At 74.6% G+C, this 16359-nt stretch carries 16 protein-coding genes; 5 read left to right on the forward strand and 11 right to left on the reverse strand.

Annotated elements, in window-relative coordinates:
- The first annotated feature begins 11 nt into the window (after positions 1-11).
- Genes BGP03_RS02145 through BGP03_RS02160 form a run of 4 tightly spaced genes read left to right on the forward strand, consistent with a single transcriptional unit; the run spans position 12 to position 2804 of the window.
- On the forward strand, positions 12-1247 hold the full coding sequence (locus tag BGP03_RS02145) for an aromatic ring-hydroxylating dioxygenase subunit alpha (RefSeq protein WP_298799710.1): 1236 nt from the start codon (positions 12-14) through the stop codon (positions 1245-1247).
- Positions 1238-1408, forward strand: a complete 171-nt coding sequence (locus BGP03_RS02150) for a hypothetical protein (protein ID WP_298799735.1) — start codon at positions 1238-1240, stop codon at positions 1406-1408. The genes BGP03_RS02145 and BGP03_RS02150 overlap by 10 nt, the downstream gene beginning before the upstream one ends.
- Positions 1360-2070, forward strand: a complete 711-nt coding sequence (locus BGP03_RS02155) for an HAD-IA family hydrolase (protein ID WP_298799732.1) — start codon at positions 1360-1362, stop codon at positions 2068-2070. The genes BGP03_RS02150 and BGP03_RS02155 overlap by 49 nt, the downstream gene beginning before the upstream one ends.
- Positions 2067-2804 carry an SDR family oxidoreductase gene (locus BGP03_RS02160; protein ID WP_296370670.1) on the forward strand — a complete coding sequence of 246 codons (738 nt, stop codon included), beginning with the start codon at positions 2067-2069 and terminating at the stop codon, positions 2802-2804. The genes BGP03_RS02155 and BGP03_RS02160 overlap by 4 nt, the downstream gene beginning before the upstream one ends.
- Here the strand turns inward: BGP03_RS02160 and BGP03_RS02165 are convergent.
- Both BGP03_RS02165 and BGP03_RS02170 read right to left on the reverse strand, forming a co-directional pair.
- A complete protein-coding gene (locus BGP03_RS02165) occupies positions 2801-3196 on the reverse strand; it encodes a tautomerase family protein (protein WP_298799709.1) in 396 nt (131 codons plus the stop codon). The genes BGP03_RS02160 and BGP03_RS02165 overlap by 4 nt on opposite strands.
- Before the next feature lie 4 nt (positions 3197-3200).
- On the reverse strand, positions 3201-3548 hold the full coding sequence (locus BGP03_RS02170) for a YkvA family protein (protein ID WP_298799708.1): 348 nt from the start codon (positions 3546-3548) through the stop codon (positions 3201-3203).
- Between the two features lie 125 nt (positions 3549-3673).
- On the opposite strand from BGP03_RS02170, the gene BGP03_RS02175 reads away from it, so the two are divergent.
- On the forward strand, positions 3674-4171 hold the full coding sequence (locus BGP03_RS02175) for a hypothetical protein (RefSeq protein WP_299735218.1): 498 nt from the start codon (positions 3674-3676) through the stop codon (positions 4169-4171).
- Here BGP03_RS02175 and nthB read toward each other — a convergent pair.
- From nthB to BGP03_RS02220, 9 genes are all read right to left on the reverse strand, one after another.
- The gene (nthB, locus tag BGP03_RS02180) at positions 4153-4809 is read right to left on the reverse strand and encodes a nitrile hydratase subunit beta (RefSeq protein WP_298799705.1); all 657 of its coding nucleotides are present in this window, start codon (positions 4807-4809) and stop codon (positions 4153-4155) included. The genes BGP03_RS02175 and nthB overlap by 19 nt on opposite strands.
- Positions 4806-5372: a nitrile hydratase subunit alpha gene (nthA, locus tag BGP03_RS02185; protein ID WP_296370675.1), complete on the reverse strand. Its 567-nt coding sequence runs from the start codon at positions 5370-5372 to the stop codon at positions 4806-4808. The genes nthB and nthA overlap by 4 nt, the downstream gene beginning before the upstream one ends.
- Before the next feature lie 190 nt (positions 5373-5562).
- Positions 5563-7470, reverse strand: coding sequence for a cyclic nucleotide-binding and patatin-like phospholipase domain-containing protein (locus tag BGP03_RS02190; protein WP_298799704.1), 1908 nt, complete (start codon positions 7468-7470; stop codon positions 5563-5565).
- Complete coding sequence (locus tag BGP03_RS02195) at positions 7467-8228, reverse strand: MinD/ParA family protein (RefSeq protein WP_298799702.1); 762 nt, start codon at positions 8226-8228, stop codon at positions 7467-7469. The genes BGP03_RS02190 and BGP03_RS02195 overlap by 4 nt, the downstream gene beginning before the upstream one ends.
- Positions 8225-8956 carry a response regulator gene (locus BGP03_RS02200; protein ID WP_298799701.1) on the reverse strand — a complete coding sequence of 244 codons (732 nt, stop codon included), beginning with the start codon at positions 8954-8956 and terminating at the stop codon, positions 8225-8227. Before BGP03_RS02200 ends, BGP03_RS02195 begins: the two co-directional genes overlap by 4 nt.
- Positions 8953-9144, reverse strand: coding sequence for a hypothetical protein (locus tag BGP03_RS02205; protein ID WP_299735224.1), 192 nt, complete (start codon positions 9142-9144; stop codon positions 8953-8955). Before BGP03_RS02205 ends, BGP03_RS02200 begins: the two co-directional genes overlap by 4 nt.
- 10 nt (positions 9145-9154) lie before the next feature.
- Complete coding sequence (locus BGP03_RS02210) at positions 9155-12142, reverse strand: response regulator (protein ID WP_299735226.1); 2988 nt, start codon at positions 12140-12142, stop codon at positions 9155-9157.
- Positions 12143-12191: 49 nt separating this feature from the next.
- Positions 12192-14873, reverse strand: a complete 2682-nt coding sequence (locus BGP03_RS02215; RefSeq protein ID WP_298799698.1) for a LuxR family transcriptional regulator — start codon at positions 14871-14873, stop codon at positions 12192-12194.
- 63 nt (positions 14874-14936) lie between these two features.
- Positions 14937-16355 (reverse strand): aldehyde dehydrogenase, encoded by a 1419-nt coding sequence (locus BGP03_RS02220; protein ID WP_298799697.1) that lies wholly within the window; start codon positions 16353-16355, stop codon positions 14937-14939.
- Positions 16356-16359: the final 4 nt, after the last annotated feature.

Here is a 16359-nt window from a genome sequence, read left to right on the forward strand (position 1 = left end):
CGGTCGTCGCCATGCTGAGTGCGGAGAAGAACGAGCGACTCACGCGGGTCGGGCCGGGCACTCCCATGGGTGAGCTGCTGCGCCGGTACTGGTGGCCGGTGGCCACGCACGACATGGCCACCCGCGTCCCCGTGAAGCGCCGCCTGCTCGGCGAGAACCTCGTCCTCTACCGCGACGGCGGCGGCACCGTCGGGCTGCTGGCCGAGCAGTGCCCGCACCGCCGGGCCGCACTGTGGCTGGGCTGCACCGAGGAGGTCGGGCTGCGCTGCGGGTACCACGGCTGGCGCTTCGACGCGTCGGGGAGCTGCCTGGAGCAACCGGGCGAGCCCGCCGACTCGACCTTCAAGGACCGGATCTCGGCCACCGCCTACCCCGTGCAGGAGCTGGGCGGTCTGATCTTCGCCTACCTCGGACCGTTGCCGGCGCCCGAGCTGCCGCGCTACGACCTCTTCGTCTGGGACGACGCGTGGCGCGACATCGGCCACGCCGAACTGCCGTGCAACTTCGTGCAGGTCATGGAGAACTCCGTCGACCCGTACCACGTGGAGTGGCTGCACGGCCGCTACGGGAACTTCCTCAAGGAGCTCGGCGGATCGGGGCCACTGCCCGTCGTCGGCAAGAAGCACGTGAAGGTCGCGTTCGAGGTGTTCGAGCACGGCATCCTCAAGCGTCGTGTGCTGGAGGGCCACACCGAGGAGGACGAGGACTGGAGGGTGGGGCACCCGCTGGTGTTCCCGCACATGCTCCGCGTCGGCGCGGCGGGCCTGGCGACGTTCCAGATCCGGGTGCCGATCGACGACGAGAACACCTGGCACGTCTGGTACCAGACCTACCGGCCCGAGGGCGGCGCACCGCCCCGGTCCGACATCCCGGTCTACGAGGTGCCGCTGCGCGACGAGCGGGGCGAGTACCTGCGCGACTACGTCGACGGGCAGGACATCGTCGCGTGGATCACGCAGGGGCGGATCTCCGACCGCACGAAGGAGCACCTCGGACGGTCCGACCTGGGCGTCATCCTGCTGCGCAAGCTCTATGCCGAGCAGATGGACGCGGTGGCGCGCGGCGAGGACCCGCTGTGCACCTACCGGGAGCCGCACGAGGTGATCGACCTGCCGATGGAGAAGGACAAGTTCGGCTCGGCCGTGGAGTTCCGGCAGCTCTGGACGCGGGAGAGCTCCATCCGCTACTCCCCCATCAAGGACGAGATCTTCGAGCTGTTCGGCGATCCGGTCCCGGCGTGGGCGTGATCGGTTTCTGTCCCGGCTGCGGGACGGCGCTGGGCGAGGCATCGTTCGTCCAGGAGTTCTGGTCGGGCACCGACCGCCACTTCCTCTGCTGGTGCGCCTCGTGCCGGCTCATGTGCACCGTGGTGATCGGGGCACTCGTCGGAACGGAGCCGGAGCACTGAAAGCACTGCTGCTCGACCTCGGAGGGACGGTCTTCCGCTCGGGTTCGGAGATGATGGCGCTGCTCGGGGACGCCGAACCCGCCGTCCGCGGTGTCGTGGCGCGCCGCGGCCCGCTCGGGCCCGAACGCGACGACCTGTGGGAACGGATGATCCGCTCGGAGATCACCGAACGGGACTACTGGCAGCGCCGCTCCGACGAGGTGGGCGCCGCGCTGGGCCGGGACTGGCCGATCCAGGACTTCATGCACACCCTCTACGCGCTGGCGGGCGACGACATCATCCGGCCGGCCGCGGCCGCACTGGCCGCCGACGCGCAGGCGACGGGCCGCAGGGTCGGGGTGCTCACCAACGACCTGCGCGCCTTCCACGGGGAGACCGCGATGGCGTCCCACCCGTTCCTCCGCGGCGTCGACGCACTGGTGGACGCCTCCGTCACCGGCATCCTGAAGCCCGACCCCCGCGCCTACGCCCTCGGTGCGGACGCGCTGGGGAGCGCCCCCGGCGACATCGTCTTCGTCGACGACATGCCGTGGAACATCGAGGGAGCGAGGAAGGCGGGCATGATCGCGGTGGAGCTGGACCTGACGGACCCGCAGCGGGCCTTCGACGAGGCCCGCGACGCCCTCGACCTGCCACGAACGGCGGACGGGGTGGTGGCGTGAGCGCGGAGCGCGGTGGGATCGGGGTCGTCGTGGGGGCCTCCGGCGCCCTGGGGGGCGCCATCGCCCGTCGGCTCGCCTCCGCAGGGCTCACCGTCGTCGCCGTCGCCCGCACGGCCGGCCCGGGTGTGTGCGTCGCCGACATCGGGTCCGACTCCGCCGTCGACGCCATCGCCGCCGGTGTCGCCGCGGCCGGGGACGGGCCGGTGCGGATGGTGGTGCAGGCCGCGGGGCTGCCGGCGGCCGGGCCCGTGGAGACCATCGTGCCCGACGCGCTGGGGCACGCCGTCGCGCTGAAGGCCGGCGGGCTGCTGCGCCTGATCCGGGCCGTCGAGGACCGGCTGGAGCGGGGCTCGCGCATCGTCGCGCTGGGCGGGCACTACGGCGTCGAGCCCGCGCCGTACGCGTGCGCGGCGGGCGTCACCAACGCGGCACTGGCCAACCTCGTGCGCCAGCTCGCCATCGCCTACGGGCCGCGCGGGATCACCACGCACCTGGTGGCCCCCGGGCCGGCCGACACCCCGCGGCTGCGCGGGCTGTCGGAGAAGACCGCCTTCGCCCGCGGGATCCCCGTGGAGCAGGTGCTGGCCGAGCGGGCCGCCGAGTCCCCGCTGGGCCGGCTCGTCACGCCCGAGGAGGTGGCGTGGGCCGTGGCGACGCTGCTGGCCCCGGAGGCCGACGCGCTGCTCGGCTCCACGCTCTCGCTCGACGTGGGCGCCCGGAAAGGGATCTTCTAGGCTCGGGCCGCGATCTCGGACCGGCGCGCCACGCTGGCCGGCGCGCCGCCGATGGCCCAGTCGTCGGGGTCCACCTGGATGATCCGGCCGCGCACGAGCCGCCGGTCGACGCCGAGCACGTCGACCAGGATGTCGGTGAACGCGCCGAGCAGCCGCCTGCGCTGCTCGGCGGGCCGGCCCTGCAGCACGATCGCGGTGAAGTACGGGGCGGGTGCACCCTGCTCCCCGCCGGTGGCCCAGTGCTCGGGGCGGTGCAGCGTGACGTACGCGCGGATCCGGTCCAGCGGCGACTCCAGCACCTCCGCGTAGCGGGCGCTCAGCGACGTGAGCAGCTCGCTGTGCTGCGCGGGGGTGTGCACCCCGTCGACGAGATGGACCTCCAGGATCGGCATGTCGTCACGGTAATGATCGAGTGCGCTCCCAGTCCAGGAAACGTTCGGTCTCGACGAGGAACGCCCCGCCCAGCCACAGCGCCACGACGGCGTCGTCGCCGAGACCGAGCACCCCCAGCACCAGTTCGGGGACCAGGTCCACGGGCGAGACGAGGTAGGCGACCGCCAGCACGACGAGCGCGAGCCGGCCGCGGCCGAGCTCCGGGTAGCGCCCCGACACGGCACCGGCGGCCATGCGGGGCAGCGCCCGGAGCCGGTCGCCGAGGGCGGGCGCGCCGGCGCGCCGGCTCCGGGTGACGGCGCGCCACACCGCGCGGAGCGCCGCCAGCCGCTGGGGTCCGAAGGTGGCCATACCGGGCACAACGCCCGTCCCGACCCGGCGGTTCCGATCCGGACACCACCCACGCTCCCCACACGCCGCCGCCGCTAGTCTGTCGATCTCCACCTGCTGATCCCGGGGAGTTCTCGATGGGGCCCGTGCCCGGCGTTCTGCGGTCGCTCGGCGCGGCCCCGGTCGTCGCGCTGGCCGTTGCGCTGCTCGGGGGGTGCGGCGGCTCGGTGGCCGACGCCGACACGGCCCGGCCCGCGCCCACCACGCGGCCCGTCTCCCCCCAGGCGGCGCCGTTCTGCGCGGCCGTGCAGGCCAACGCCGACGCGATCCGCCCGCTCAACGGGCTCTCCCTGAGCGGCTCGCTCAACGCGGCGGGCGACGGGCTCACCGCGGCCGTCACCAGGGCGCGGCTCTCCGGCGTCGCGCTGGTCAACGCCGCCCCCGACCAGCTCCGCGACGACGTGCAGCGCGTCGTCAACGCCCTGGACGTCGAGCGCAACGCGCTGGTCGCCGCCGGCGGGGACGCCGCCAGGGCGGCCCGCGACCCCGCGGTGACCGCGGCGAACAGCACGCCCGAGGTGATCGGCGCGGGCCAGCGCGTGAGCACCTACGTGCAGCAGAACTGTCAGGCCGGGTCGAGGTAGCCCTCCCAGGCCTCGATCGTGACGCCCAGGTCCGGGGCCGCGGCGTCGCCCCACAGCTCCCGGCCGGTGAACCGGACGGTGTAGAGCCACTGCGGCCGCTCGTCCGGGCCGTGGGCGCGGGCGTCGGGCAGGACGTGCGCGCCGTGCACGCGTTCGACGACACCGGCCTTCCCGCGGGCGTAGCGGGGCAGGCGGGTGTGGCCGGTGGGGTGCAGCACGCGGGTGCGCACGGCGTCGCCGGCGGCGAAGCGGGCCGGTGTGTCCACGGGCCGGTCGTACGGGACCACCGCCGCCATCGCGGCGGCGGCGTCGTCGGCGGTCCAGGCCCGCACCGGCTCACCGGGGCGCAGGACCCGGCGCTGCTCGAGCTCGTCGGCGCCGACCAGTCCCGCGGCCACCAGCAGGCGCTCGAGACCTTTGACCCAGATCGCGTAGTAGCTGGAGCCCAGGTACTCGGCCGGGGGCAGGCTCTCGCGGGCGTGGCGGCTCATGTCGATGTTCCAGCGGCCCGCGGCGGCGATCGCGAGGGTGAGCGCCAGCGCCCGGCGTTCCCAGTCGGCGTGGAAGTACTCGCCCTCCGGTTCCGGGACGACGCGGCCGAAGCCCATCATCCCGCCGAGATCGGCGGCCCCGTTCACAGCAGGGCCGTGCCGATCATGGCGTCGCGGGTGACGAGGGCGGCGAGCGCCTCCTCGTCGAGGTCCTCGGTGCCGGCCGGGCGCATCGGCACCACCAGGTAGCGGACCTCGGCGGTGGAGTCGTGCACCGTGATCCGGGTGCCCTCGGGGAGGGTGACGCCGAAGTCGGCGAGCACCGAACGCGGGTCGAGCACCACGCGCGAGCGGTAGGCCGGCGACTTGTACCAGGTGGGCGGCAGTCCCAGTACCGGCCACGGGTAACAGGAGCACAGCGTGCAGACCACGACGTGGTGCTCGTCGGGGGTGTTCTCCAACGCCACCATGTGCTCGCCCTGCCGCCCGCCGTAACCCAGCTCGGCGATGGCCGCGGTGGCGTCGGAGAGCAGCCGGTCGCGGTAGGCCGGGTCGGTCCAGGACCGGGCGACGACGCGGGCGCCGTTGCGCGGGCCGACGTCCTGCTCGTAGGTGGCGATGATCTCCTCGAGGGCGTCGGGCCGCACGTAGCCCTTCTCCACCAGGATCGACTCGAGCGCCTCGACCCGTTCCGCCATGTCCTCGGCCATACGGCGAGCCTAGGCAGCCGACGCCCCTGTGGATACGGCCGCCGCCGGAACCGCGGGGGCGGCTCCGGCGGGCAGGACCGTAGCAGCGACCGGACGGCACGTCACCATGTCGCTCCCTCTCCTCGGTCACCACGACCGTAGGAGCCCGGGCCGGGTCGTCGCGCCACGGTGCGCCCCACGGAATCCGTGGCTAGACCGGCATGCGGTCCGCGGACCGTTCGAGCGCCTCGAGCGTGTACCGGTAGGCGGGTTCGACCAGGCTCGGGCCCGCCGCGAAGTCGAGCAGACCCGATCGTCCGACGGGCGGGGTCAGCAGCTCGACCGAGTGGCTGCCGAGCCGGTCGCGCTGCAGCCGGGCGGTGGACAGCGACATGCTGCGCACCAGCACGTCGGCCAGCCGTGGCACCCGCATCCTCGGCGTGAACGGGTTGAGCCGCGAGGCCAGCACCCGCCAGCCCGACAGCGCGGGCTCGAACGCCTCGGGCGGTCGCCGTCTGCCTCCCGGGCCCTGCAGGTTGACCGCCACGATCGGCCCGTCACCGACCACCCCGGCCATGACGTCGATGGGCAGGTTGTTCATCACCCCGCCGTCGACGAGCAGCTGGGTGCCGTCGTGCACCGGTGGGTACACGCCGGGGATCGCGATGCTGGCGCGGATGGCCCGCCAGGTCGGTCCGGTCTCGTGAACCACCTCCTGGGCCCGGCTCAACGACGCCGACACGCAGAAGTACGGGAGCCAGAGATCCTCGATCGTGCCGGCGAACGACGGCTCCTCGCGCAGCAGCCGGGTCACCTTGCGACCCGAGGACACCGCCACCAGCGGCAGGGTGAACCCGACCATCGACCCCTGGTCCACCATCGCCCGGCGGGCCCGGTGCACCCGCTGCTCGTGCTCCAGGCCCGCCGCGTAGAAGCCGGCCATGATCGACCCGATGCTGGCGCCACCGACCGCGTCGATCGGGATGCCCACCTCGTCGAGGGCCTGCATCACGCCCAGGTGGGCGAACCCGCGCATCCCGCCGCCGGCGAGCACCAGGCCGCGCGCGGTACCGGAGAGGAACCGTGCCACCCGCGCCAGGTCCGCGGGGCTGCGGTCCCGGACGTGGTGGTGCCGGGTGACGGCGCGGCCGGCGAGCCACGCCGCCGTGCCCGTGGGCGCCGCGGTGCCCGCGGGATGCACCAGCACGAGATCGCAGCGCCGCTCACCGGGGACCTCGGCCAGCGCGCGCTCGGCCGGACCCTGGTCCGGGTCGTCCCCGGCCGTCGCGACGAGCACCACCCGGTCGGCCTGGCGCAGGCAGCGGCGGGTCCACGCGGTGTCGCCCTCGTCGGCGCGGTAGACGACGAACCGGTGGTCGGCCTCGACGCGCTGCAGCCAGGCCAGCAGCCGGCCGTTGCGCGGGTCGGCCCGCTCGGTGCCCGACGCGCCCGCACCGAGCGCCGCGTCCGTCGACACCGAACTCACCTCGACGGCCCCACCCAGCGCCGCGACCAGACCGGCGACCACCTCGTGGGGCACGTGGCCCGACCCCGCCGGGAGCAACGCGATCGTCGTGCACGCGGAGGCGGGCCCGGACGCCACTGTCGTCCCGCCGGCCTCGGCCCGGACCAGCGCCCGGCACAGCCCCAGCATCTGGGCGGGCTGCGCGCGGACGACCCGCTCGAACCCGGCCACGCCCAGTCGCAGCACCAGTGAGTCGCGCACCGCGCGCACCTCGGACCCGACGAGCGCATCGCCGAGCAGCGCCCCGGCTCCGACGACCTGCCCCGGGCCGATCTCCCGCGTCCCCGCCGCCGACGTCACGACGAGGCGGCCGTAGGCGAGCAGGTGCAGCGCGTCGGGGGTCCGGCCGGTGTCCTCGACCACCTCCCCGGCCGCCACGTGGACCGGGTCGAAGGCGACGAACAGCTCCCGCAGCGCCGCCCGGTCCAGCCCGCCGAACACCTCGGTGCCGGCGAGGAAATCCAGCACCTCGCTACCGGGCTCGGTGCCCGACCAGCTCTCCGTCAGCAGCAGCAGCGGCCGTCGTCGCCGGGTCGAGCCCTGCCCGGCCGCGATCCGCTCGCGGTCGAAGAACTCCGGGGCGTCGGCGGTCACGCCCGGACCGCCGAGCCCAGCAGCTGGTCGGCCAGCTGCCCGTAGAGCGCCGCCACCGGGTGGTCGGGGTGGTGCAGCACGAAGATCCCGCCGCTGGAGAGCACCATCAGCTCCTCGGAGTGCGGCACCACCGCGGCCACGGGCGTGTCGTACGCCGCGGCCACCCGCGCGGCCACCTCGGCGGGGTCGAACGACTCCGGGGTCTTGTTCACCACGAGCACCGTCCGCGGCACCGCGAGCTTGCGCGCCACGCTCACCGTGACGTGGGTGCCCTCGTAGTCCTGGTGGTCGGGGCGCAGCACGATCGCCAGCGCGTCGGACATGGCGATCGACAGCAGCGTCTCCTCGTTCAGCCCGGGATGGGTGTCGAGCAGCAGCACGTCGAGCTCCAGCTCGGCCGCCAGCGCCCGGACCCCGTCGCCGAGCAGCCCGACGTCGTAGCCCTCGGCCATGACCCGGGCGATGTCGTGCGGCGCGACGCTGGAGGGGACCAGCCAGATCCGGCCCGCGACGCCCGGCGGGGTCACCTCGCGCACCGCGTCGCGCAGCGGGTACCGGCCCCAGAGGAAGCCGTCCAGGTGGCGGTCCAGGCCGTCCTGGTCGACGCCGAACAGCACGTGGATGCCCGGGGAGAGGATGTCGAGATCGACCACCCCCACCCGCAGCCCGCGGCCGGCGAACACCGCCGCGACGTTCGCGGTGGTGTTGGACTTGCCGGTGCCCCCACGGAAGGAGTGCACGGACACGATGGCGGTCATCTGTTCTCCTGGTCCTGCCGGCCCGGTCCCGAGCGCAGTTCCGCGGCTCGGCGTTGCAGGTCGGCGAAGTAGTCGGTCTCGGTGATGGCGGCGACGGTGCGCGCCGCGCGGGCCTCGTCGATCTCGATACGCAGGGCCCCGACCTGCGCGCGCAGCCGCTGCTCGCGCACGGCGACCTCGCGGGTCATCCGCGCGAAGACCCGCGCGAGCACGCCCAGCGCGTCGGGCCGCTCGGCCACGGCGTCGAGGGAGCCGGGCTCGAACTCACCGCGCTCCACGGCCGCCGCCGCGTCGACGACGTACCCGACCTGCTCGCGGTACTCCCGTTCGAGATCGGCGAGGCGCTTGCGGGCCAGCCCGGAGGTGAGCCTGGCCCGCAGCAGGGCCGGGTCGAACGGCTTGGGCAGCACGTCGTCGGCGCCCAGGCCGATGGCGCGCACCACGTCCGCGGAGGAGTCGGAGCCGGAGATCACCACCACCGGCAGTGCGGCCGTCGCGGGATCGGCGCGCATCCGGGCGAGCACCTCGAACCCGTCCAGCACCGGCATGACGATGTCGAGCAGCACGATGTCGAAGCCGGCGCCACGGGCGAGCGCGACCAGCGCCTCCCCGCCGTCCACGGCCACCTCGACGGTGAGCCCCTCCCGCTCCAGGGCCCGCCGCAGCAGCAGCCGGTTCACCGGATCGTCGTCGACCACGAGCACGTGCCCGTGGAGCCGGTCGCTCATCGGCTCACCGCGTCGGGTGAGCGCGGTTCCAGCAGCCGCAACAGGTCCATCCATCCGGAGAAGCTGACGACCTCCCCGGTGCCGGGCCGGGCCACCGTGCCGACCACCCGGCCGTTCCTGGTCGGTCTGATCGCGACCACGAACTGCTCGTGGTGCCCGTTGTCGATCTCCACTGCGTCGATCTCCATGGTCATCCCTTCACCCCACCGACTCACCGGCCGTGAGCTCCCGCAGCACCGCCGTGGCGGCCGCCTCGACCGCACCGACCTCCTCGAGGTGTCCCACCTCCACCGCGCGGCACAGCTCTGCGAGGTCAGCCGCGCCGAGCATCGCGGCGTTGGACTTGAGGGTGTGGGCCGCGGTGCGCACGTCCGCGAGGTCCGGACCACGCATCCGCACGACGAGCCGGGGGATCTCCTGCGCGGCAGCGGCCACCAGTTCGGCCACGACGGCGTCGCCGTCTGATCCGAGCGACCGGGCCAGCTCGGCCAGGACCGACGGGTCCAGCGCCGACGGTCCCAGCACTGCCGGGGCGGGCCGCGGGACCCGCGACAGGACCTCGGCGAGGCCGTCGAGCCGGATCGGCTTGGCGAGGTAGTCGTCCATGCCCGCGGCCAGGCACATCTCCCGGTCGCCGGCCATCGCGTTGGCGGTGACGGCGACGAGCCACGGGTCCCGCCCGTGCTGCGCGCGGATTCGTCTCGCCGCCTCCAGGCCGTCCAGCACCGGCATCTGGACGTCCATCAGCACGGCGTCGTAGGGGCGGGCGGCGACGGCGTCGAGCACCGCCGGGCCGTCGACGGCCACGTCGGCGGTGTGCCCGAGCCGCTCCAGGAGGGCCAGCGCGAGCGTGCGGTTGACGGGGTTGTCCTCGGCGAGCAGCAGCCGCAGCGGCCGCGCCGGGACCGGGACCGGGACCGGGACCGGGACCACCGGGGTCACGGGGGTGGCGTCGGGAGCCGCGGTGGGCTCCGCGCCGAGCAGGCCGGCCAGTTCGGCGGCGAGCCGGGCCCGCTTGACGGGCTTGGCCAGCCAGGCCGCCACGGCGTCACCCTGCCGCGCGGAGCCCAGCGACGACAGGCAGAGCACGGGCGGCCCGCCGAGGTCGCGCAACCGCCCGGCCAGGGTGACCCCGTCCATCTCCGGCATGTCCAGATCGAGCACCGCGACGTCGAAGACCTCGCCCCCGTCGACCCAGCCGATCGCCTCGGCAGGTGAGCCGGTGTCGCGGGTGACCATGTCCCAGTGCCCGCACTGCGCGGTGAGGATCCGCCGGTTGGTCGCGTTGTCGTCGACGATCAGCACGCGACGCCCGACCAGCGCGACCGGAGGGGCTGGAACCGGGGCCGCGGTGGCCGGCGCGGCCACCGCGAAGCCGAACGTCGTGCCCCGACCGACCTCGCTGCGCACCCACACCCGGCCGCCCATGAGCTCGGCGAGACGCCTGCTGATCGCGAGACCCAGCCCGGTGCCGCCGTGGCGGCGCGTGGTGGACACGTCGAGCTGGCTGAAGGAGTGGAAGAGCCGGTCGAGCCGGTCGGGCGGGATCCCGGGACCGGTGTCGGTGACCTCGGCGGACAGCCCGTCGGGGGTGGCCTCCACCGCCACCACCACCTCGCCGTGCGCGGTGAACTTGACCGCGTTGCCCACGAGGTTGAGCAGGATCTGCCGCAGCCGGGTCGGATCGCCGAGCACGGCCACGGGCACGTCCGGCGCCACGGTGTACGCGAGCTCGACGCCGTTGCCGGCCGCGCGGGGCGCGAGCACGTCCAGGGCGCCCTCGACGAGGTCCCGCACGTCCACCGGCACGCTCTCCAGCTCCAGCCGGCCGGCCTCGATCTTGGAGAAGTCCAGGATGTCGTCGATGATCGTGAGCAGGCCGTCGCCGCTCTGCTCGACGACGGTCGCGAACTCCCGCTGTTCCGCGGTGAGCTCGGTGGTGAGCAGCAGCTCGGTCATCCCGATCACGGCGTTCATCGGGGTCCGGATCTCGTGGCTCATGTTCGCCAGGAACGCGCTCTTGGCCTCGTTCGCCGCGTCGGCGGCGGCCCGGGCCTCCTGCGCCTGCTCGTGCAGCCGGACGCTCTCGATGGCCCCCGCGAGCTGCCCGGCCACCGTCTCGGCCAGCGCCAGCTCCGCCGGGGAGAACACCCGGCGGCGGTCCGTGCCCTCCGCCAGTACCAGCCCGATGATGCGCCCGCTCGCCTCCAGCGGCGCGGCCACGACACCGGGCCCGCCGCGGGCGGCGAACACCGCGCGCCGCAGCTGCACCGCCCTCTCCGCGGGCCCGCCCGCGGTCACCGGCACCTCCGTGCCCACCTCCGCCGGATGGGCGTGGGAGGCCCTCACCACCAGCCGGTCCTCGTCGTCGAACAGGGCGATGGTGGTCGTCGCCACCCGGAACAGCGTCGCGAGCCGGTGCGTCGCACCGTCCAGGACGTCCTGCAGCGACGCCGCCGTCGCCACGGTGCGGGTGATCGCGCTGAGCGCAGCGAGCTGCTCCCGGTCGCGTGTGAGGCTCTGCGTGATCACGCCGGCGACCACAGCGATGATCAGCCCGATCCCCATCCGGAAGGTGACGGACACGACCAGGAACGGGTTGCCGTACACGAGGGCCCCGAACACCTCGCGCACGGTGTAGCCGACGGTGAGCAGACCGATCGACAGCAGCGCTCCGCGCAGCTGGAACCGGATCGCCGCCTCCATCGGCAGCACGTAGAGCACCGCCCAGATCGCCGTCTCGACGTCGAAGGTGAAGACGAACACGAGGCCCAGGAACACGACGCCGTTGAGCACGAGCGCGGCGACGGCGAGGCTGCGGGCGCTGCCGACCGTGGTGATCCTCGGGATCAGCGGCCAGATCACGAGGTTACCGGCGGCCAGCAGACCCAGCAGGCCGAGCGCCAGCTCGAACATCCCGGGCGGATAGGGCAGGTAGTAGGTCAGCACCTGGGCCAGCCCGAACACGACCCCGCCCCAGCGCACCCGCAGCATCACGCGCTCCGCGCGCACCAGTCTGGCGAGCTCGGCGGTGGCGAGCGTCTCGAACTCGACGGCGGTGTCCACCGGGTGGCCGGCGGCCGGTGGACCCGACAGGCCCCAGCTCATCGCCACGTCCCCGCCCTCCCCGCCCACCGGTGCCCGGCCGAGGCGAAAGTAGGGCGCGGCCAGGGCCGGGGGCACCACCGCCGCCCCGTGGGATCGGGAGGGCCCGCCCCACGGAGCGGCCCACGGCCTACTGGTCGCTGTCCGCCAGGTGGGGCGCGAGCTCGGCCCGGGAGTGGATGCCGAGCTTCGCGTAGACGTTGCGCAGGTGGAACTCGACGGTGTTGACGCTGACGACCAGCTCCGCCGCCACCTCGGGGTTGCTGATCCCGGAGGCGGCGAGCCGGGCCACGGCCAGCTCGCGTGGGGTGAGCCCACCGGGGAGGGTGCGCCGGACCGGGGACAAGCCGCACGCGGCGAGCTCGCCGTCGCACCGGGCGAGCGCCGGACGCGCCCCGAGCCGGACCAGCACGGCACGGGCGGCGCCCAGCTGGGTCGCGGCATCCCGGCGCCGACCCGCCCGCCGCGCGACGGCACCGTGGGCCAGCGCCACGAGCGCCCCGTCGATCTCCGAGCCGCCGGCGCGGGCGTAGCAGGCCGCCTCGGAGAAGGCCCGGTCCGCGGCGTCGAGATCACCCCGCGCCGCTTCCAGCCATCCCCGGACGCGGCCCGCGGCCGCCCGCGCGAGGTTGCGGCCGAGCTCCGTCGCGCGTCGCTCGTAGGGGGCGAGCACCTCGTCGGCGTCGCTGATCCGGCCGAGGCGGATCAGCGCGTCGGCGAGCAGGCAGGGCCAGTTCGAGACGCCCGGCTCCCCCGCCACCCCGGACCGGGCCTGCGCGGCCATCGGCCCAAGCAGCTCGACGACCACGGCGTGCCGGCCGCGCGCGTCGGCGACGTTCGCCGCCGCGACGGTGGACCCGACGCGGTCCAGGGACAGTCCGGTGGCCGCGGCCGCCGCGGCCGCCGCGGCGACATGCGCCTCGGCCAGCTCCCACTCCCCCTGCGCCGCGAGGGGCATCGCGGCGTAGGAGTGCAGCCGCGCGAGCGTCCAGTCCTGCTCCGTGTCCTCCGCGAGCGCGACCGCCTCATCGGTGTGGGCCACGGCGTCCTCCCATGCGCCCATGCGGTGCTCGGCCAGCGCCAGGTAGCCCTGGGCGTGCAGGCTCGCCATGAACATCCCGGAGCGGCGCAGGGCCGTCACCGCGGTCGTGAGCTCGGCCCGCGCACCGGCGAGGTCCTCGGTCCACAACAGCTGCGCTCCCCGGGCGACGGCCGCGGCCGGGTCGTCGGATCCCGCCCCCCGGAGCGGCCTCGTGTCCGGCCGGCCGGCCAGCGCGAGGCTCGTGACGAGCAGGCCGGAGCTCCACGGCGCGGCGAGAGCGGCCCGGTTCCCCCACTCGACGGCGTCGTCGGGACGCAGCTGCAGGTAGTAGAGGTGGCACAGCCGCTCGCAGATCTTCGTGCGCAGTGCCGTCTCGGTGTCGGCGGCCGACGCCCAGGCCTCGAGCAGGAGGTGCTCGGCCTCCGCCATCCGGCCGGCCGCGAACGCCAGCTGCCCGCGCACGTGGCTCTCCCCCGCCGCCACGGCGCCCGGCGCGGGCGGCAGCCCGGCGAGCAGCTCCTCGGCACGCGCCCGCTCCCCGGTCCGGACGAGCAGCTCGACGGCATCGAGCACGCACCGCCTGCGGTCGGCCGGGTCGGGGTGCAGGCCGGCGGCCGAGACGAGGCTCGACGCCGCACGGGCCAGCTCACCCCGGGCGACCTGGCCGGCCGCCAACCGGTCGAGCTCGACGGCGAGGAGCGGATCGCTGCCCGTGCTCGCGGCCAGCCGGTGGCGCAGCGCCTCCTCCGTGGTCGCGACGATCCCGGCCGCCCGGATGTGCAGGGCGCTGCGGGTGGCCAGGTCCAGATCGTGGTAGACCGCGGCGCGGATCAACGCGTGCGGGAACCGGAGCCGCGCACCGTCCGGACCCGGACCCGTCGTCAGGAGCCGGGCCGCGACAGCGGGCGCCACCTCGTCGACGCCGGACACCCCGGCCAGGTCGAGCGCGTCCTGCAGCCGACACGGCTCGCCCAGCACCGCGGCGGCCGCCACCACCTCCCGGGTGGCCGGTGGGCACTGCGAGAGCCGGCCCATCACCAGCACGGCGTAGGACATCGGCGACGGCAGCGGCACCTGCACCGATCGCAGGACCGCGGTATCGACCTCGTCGAACAGGGCACGCGCGTGCAGCGGGACGCCGCCGGTGTGGTCCCGCAGCCGCTGGGCGGCCGGAACGGGGAGCGCGCCCTTGCCCAGCGCCCGGCCGAGCGCCACCAGCTCGTCGACGTCGAGCCCGCCGAGCCGCAGCCGCGCTCCCCGCTCGCCCGTCGCCAGAACGCGCAGCCGCTCGATGCGTCCCCCGTCGCGCGGGCGGGAGGCGACCATGGTCAGGACGGGCGCGGTGCCGAGCCTGCGCAGGGCGAACACCAGGGCCTGCACGGATCGGACGTCCGCCCAGTGGGCGTCGTCGACCGCCAGCACGACCGGGCCGCCTCGCGATCGCAACCGGCCCAGCAGCGCGACGAGCGCGGCGCCGACGGTCGGCGGCTCGTCCGCGGCGCGCGCCACGACCGCATCGCCCGGCTCCCCCGCCCCCAGGGCGATCTGCTCGACGACGCCGTACGGGACCAGCTCCTCGATCTCCTCGCCGCCGGCCTGCAGCACCGTGACGTCGGCGTCCAGGCCCGCGAGGAAGGTCTGGACGAGTGCCGTCTTCCCGGTGCCCGGCTCGCCCTCGACCACCACCACCTGTGGGCGGCCGGCCCGGGCGCACCCGAGATGCGCGGCGAGGGCGGTGAGCTCGCGCGTACGGCCGACGAACTCCCCCATGGAGCGATCATGGCACCACATCGGACACTCGGCCAGACGCCTGACCGGCCACGACCGAACGGGCTACTGCCTGATCGCCATCACCACGGCCTTCGGTTCGGTGAAGAACTCGCGGCTGAAGGTGCCGCCCTCGCGCCCCCAGCCGGAGTCGGCGAAGCCGCCGAAGGGGGCACGGAGGTCGCGGATGAAGAAGCAGTTGGTCCAGATCGTGCCCGCGCGCAGCCGCGCCGCGACCCGATGGGCCCGCGACAGGTTCTCCGTGAAGATCATCGCGTTGAGGCCGTAGGGCGAGTCGTTGGCCTCCCGGACCGCCTCGGCCTCGGTGTCGAACGGGGTGACCGTGACGACCGGGCCGAAGATCTCTTCGCACTGGATCGGCGAGTCCTTCGGGGCGTCGACCACGACGGTCGGCCTCACCACCCAGCCCTCGCCCGGGCCGCCGGTGAGCACCTTGCCCGCCGGGTTGTCGAGGTAGCCCGTGACCTTCCTCCAGTGCTCCTCCGACGCCAGCGGGCCGAGCTGCGTGCCCGGGTCCTTCGGGTCACCGATCACGAGCCTCTCCGCCGCCGCGACGAACCGCGACAGGAACTCGTCCAGGACCGGCCGCTCGACGTAGAGCCGCGAGCCGGCGAGGCAGACCTGCCCGGCGTTGGTGAAGATCGCCTTGATCGACCAGTCGACGGCGTCGTCCAGGTTCGCGTCGGCGAACACCAGGTTGGCACCCTTACCGCCCAGCTCCAGACTGACGGGCGTGAGATTCCGGGCGGCCGCGGCCGTGATCACGCGACCGGTGCCCGACTCGCCGGTGAACGTGATCCGGTCGACGCGGGGGTCCTCGGTGAGCGCGGAGCCCGCCGAGTCCGGCCCGTATCCGTGCAGGACGTTGAGCACGCCCGGCGGGATGCCGGCCTCCAGCGCGAGCCGGGCCATGATCGTCGCGGAGGCGGGCGTGTCCTCGGCGGGCTTGAGGACGACGGTGTTGCCCCACGCCAGGGCCGGGGCGACCTTCCAGCTCTCCAGCATCAGCGGGAAGTTCCACGGCGCGACGGCCGCGACGACACCCGCGGGCTCGTAACGGGTGTAGGCGTGGTGGCCGGTGTCCATGGGCAGCGTCTCGGCCATGGCGAGGCGGGCGTGGTCGGCGAAGAAGCGGAAGTTCTGCGCTGCGCGCGGCACGTCCTTGCCGCGGGCGTCGCTGATCGGCTTGCCCATGTCGCGGGTGTCGGCCATCGCGAGCTCGTCGATGTGGGATTCCAGCAGGTCGGCGAACCGGAGGATCAGCGCGCCGCGCTCGGCGAAGCCCATCCGCGGCCACGGGCCCTCGTCGAACGCCCTGCGCGCCGCGGTGACGGCGAGGTCGGCCTCGGCCGCGCCGCCCAGCGCGACCGTCGCCCAGGTCTCCTGCGTGTAGGGGTCGACGGAGTCGAACGTCGCGCCCGACTCCCGCTCCTCGCCGTCGATCACGTGCCCGAACGTCTCCATGCGG

The organism is Pseudonocardia sp. 73-21 (assembly GCF_001899645.1).
GTDB lineage: Bacteria > Actinomycetota > Actinomycetes > Mycobacteriales > Pseudonocardiaceae > Pseudonocardia.

Coding starts and splice junctions, on each gene's coding strand:
- BGP03_RS02145 (WP_298799710.1), top strand. CDS start 12: ATGCTGAGTGCGGAGAAGAACGAGCGACTCACGCGGGTCGGGCCGGGC.
- BGP03_RS02165 (WP_298799709.1), bottom strand. CDS start 3,196: ATGCCGATCCTGGAGGTCCATCTCGTCGACGGGGTGCACACCCCCGCG.
- BGP03_RS02170 (WP_298799708.1), bottom strand. CDS start 3,548: ATGGCCACCTTCGGACCCCAGCGGCTGGCGGCGCTCCGCGCGGTGTGG.
- nthA (WP_296370675.1), bottom strand. CDS start 5,372: ATGGCCGAGGACATGGCGGAACGGGTCGAGGCGCTCGAGTCGATCCTG.
- BGP03_RS02195 (WP_298799702.1), bottom strand. CDS start 8,228: ATGACCGCCATCGTGTCCGTGCACTCCTTCCGTGGGGGCACCGGCAAG.
- BGP03_RS02200 (WP_298799701.1), bottom strand. CDS start 8,956: ATGAGCGACCGGCTCCACGGGCACGTGCTCGTGGTCGACGACGATCCG.
- BGP03_RS02205 (WP_299735224.1), bottom strand. CDS start 9,144: ATGGAGATCGACGCAGTGGAGATCGACAACGGGCACCACGAGCAGTTC.
- BGP03_RS02215 (WP_298799698.1), bottom strand. CDS start 14,873: ATGGGGGAGTTCGTCGGCCGTACGCGCGAGCTCACCGCCCTCGCCGCG.
- BGP03_RS02220 (WP_298799697.1), bottom strand. CDS start 16,355: ATGGAGACGTTCGGGCACGTGATCGACGGCGAGGAGCGGGAGTCGGGC.